This is a genomic window from Streptomyces sp. NPDC007983, from assembly GCF_042958345.1.
In the GTDB taxonomy this organism is placed as follows: Bacteria; Actinomycetota; Actinomycetes; order Streptomycetales; family Streptomycetaceae; genus Streptomyces.
The window spans coordinates 1-1,287 of record NZ_JBIBJI010000070.1 but is presented as its reverse complement, the minus strand read 5'-3'; the positions used below and the strand labels follow the sequence as shown (position 1 = coordinate 1,287).

General features: G+C 66.9%; 2 pseudogenes. Both read left to right on the top strand.

The window, feature by feature from the left end:
* Positions 1–349: pseudogene (locus ACFZCY_RS45485) on the top strand (short-chain dehydrogenase/reductase); the annotation flags it as partial.
* 469 nt (positions 350–818) lie between these two features.
* A pseudogene (locus tag ACFZCY_RS45480) lies at positions 819–1,287 on the top strand (alkene reductase); the annotation flags it as partial.

Below are 1,287 nucleotides of genomic sequence, written 5' to 3'. Positions count from 1 at the left end.
CTCCGAGTCGCTGGACCACGAGGTCCGCGAGCACGGCGTCCGGGTCCTCCTCGTCCAGCCCGCCTATACCAAGACCAGCTTCGACACCAACGCCGTGCAGCCCGACACCCCGCTGTCTCTGTACGCCAAGCGACGGCGCGTCTTCGACGAGGTGATCGCGGATGCGATGAAGAGCGGCGACGACCCCGCCGTCGTCGCCAAAGTGATCGTCACTGCGGCCACCGACAAGAAGCCGAAGCTGCGCTACACCGCCGGTCCGCTGGCCTCACGCGTCACCACGGTGCGCCGCCTCGTCCCCGCCGGAGCGTTCGACAAGCAGATCCGCAAGAACAACCGCATGCCCACGTGACATCCCGGTACGACTGCAAGGGCGCCGATTCCACCTGAATCTGATGGGCCCTACGCATCTGGTTTTTCGAAAGTCCATTGCTCAGCCACTCGTTGATTTGCCGAGGTCATACAGCAGCAACGCCGCCAAACGGCCCGGCGCAGTGCATCGAGCGCAAGGCGATTTCTGAAGCAGAACGTCGGAATCGCGCCGGCGGTCACCGCGGCGGCGGCCGTCCTGCGGTCGGCGCCGCGGTGACCGCAGGGACGGGACACTCGTATTGCGGATCCGTTGTCACCGACGTACGGGCCGCGTCGAAGTTCGGCTTCGCCGCCGACGAGATCCCCGAGAACATCACTGTCGACCCCGACGGCTCAATGACTTCCACGGTGGAAGGTCACCGGGCCCATTCGGCGGGTCACCGCGAAGCCGCTACTCGTTGCAACCCAACACCCCGCAGCTCTCTCACACCTTATTTAGGGAATCATCCATGTTGAACGCCCTGTGGGACCCGATCGTCGTCGGGGAGATCTCCCTGCCGCACCGGCTCGCGATGGCCCCCATGACGCGGGACCGGTCCACTCCGGAAGGCATACCCACCGAGTTGAACGCCGAGTACTACGCCCAGCGCGCCTCGCACGCCCTCATCATCACCGAGGGCACCCAGCCCAACGCCGACGGCCAGGGCTACCTGCTCACCCCCGGCATCTACTCCGAGGAGCACATCGCCGGCTGGCGCAAGGTCACCGACGCCGTGCACGGCGCGGACGGACGCATCGTCATCCAGCTCATGCACGTAGGACGGATGTCCCACCCCGACAACACCCCCCACCACCGGCAGCCGGTCGCCCCCTCCCCGGTCCAGCCGGCGGGCACCATGTTCACCCCGTCCGGCCCTCAGGAGATGCCGGTACCGCGCGAGCTGGCCACCGAGGAGGTCGCCGCCACGGTCGAGGATT